At 45.4% G+C, this 667-nt stretch carries 1 protein-coding gene; it reads right to left on the bottom strand.

Annotated features, from left to right (window positions below; genetic code table 11):
* Positions 1 to 489 (bottom strand): phospholipase D-like domain-containing protein (locus QMD53_07220; GenBank protein ID MDI6800425.1); only part of this gene is annotated, 489 nt, incomplete at its 3' end.
* Positions 490 to 667 lie beyond the last annotated feature (178 nt).

Here is a 667-nt window from a genome sequence, read left to right as displayed (position 1 = left end):
CGCGGTGAAATTGCTGGAGCCGGTGATGACCCTTCCTTTATCTCGGTCTTCTTCGGCAAATGTCATGATGTAAAGCTTTGCATGGAGATTCTGCGAGGGATATGCTTTGATCTCAAGTTTGCCGCTTTTGATCCATTCGATAAACTTAAGAATCCCCTCTTCAACATCCTCATTATCGTCGGAGACTTCCAATTCGGCCGCAACGTGCGATTCGAACCGCTCTTTTGTCTCCGAGTGTGAAAATTGGAGGGTTTGCTGCCTGGCTTCTTCAGCTTCTTGGATAAGATCGAATGCCTGTTTATCGGTGGAAATACCGATAAGTATCCTGATCTTCTCGGTCGCTTCAAGAGATTTATAAATGGCATGAAAACCGCTGGTGTAGAAGTAACCGACGAGCACGTCAAAAAGACGGGTATCTTTGATGAGCACTTTGAACCGGTCAAGGAGTGTCTCATCCTTTTCGTTGGTGATGAAGGTAAGGTCTGACATGCTTCTCCTTTAAGAAAGGCTAACGGCTTTACGATAGTATATCAGCATAATATTTATCTTACAAAAACATAAATCAGCTGTAAAAGCGCCCTTACGCTTAAGAGACCCCCCCCCGATAAAACTTCCATCCTGGAGGCTGAAGGCTGGTAGCTGGAGGCTATTTTGATGATCGGCCTTC

The sequence above is a fragment of the Actinomycetota bacterium genome, assembly GCA_030017835.1.
Lineage (GTDB): Bacteria > Actinomycetota > Aquicultoria > UBA3085 > Oleimmundimicrobiaceae > Yes70-04.
Note: the sequence above shows the minus strand (reverse complement) of the source record. Positions and strands in the feature narration are given on the sequence as shown.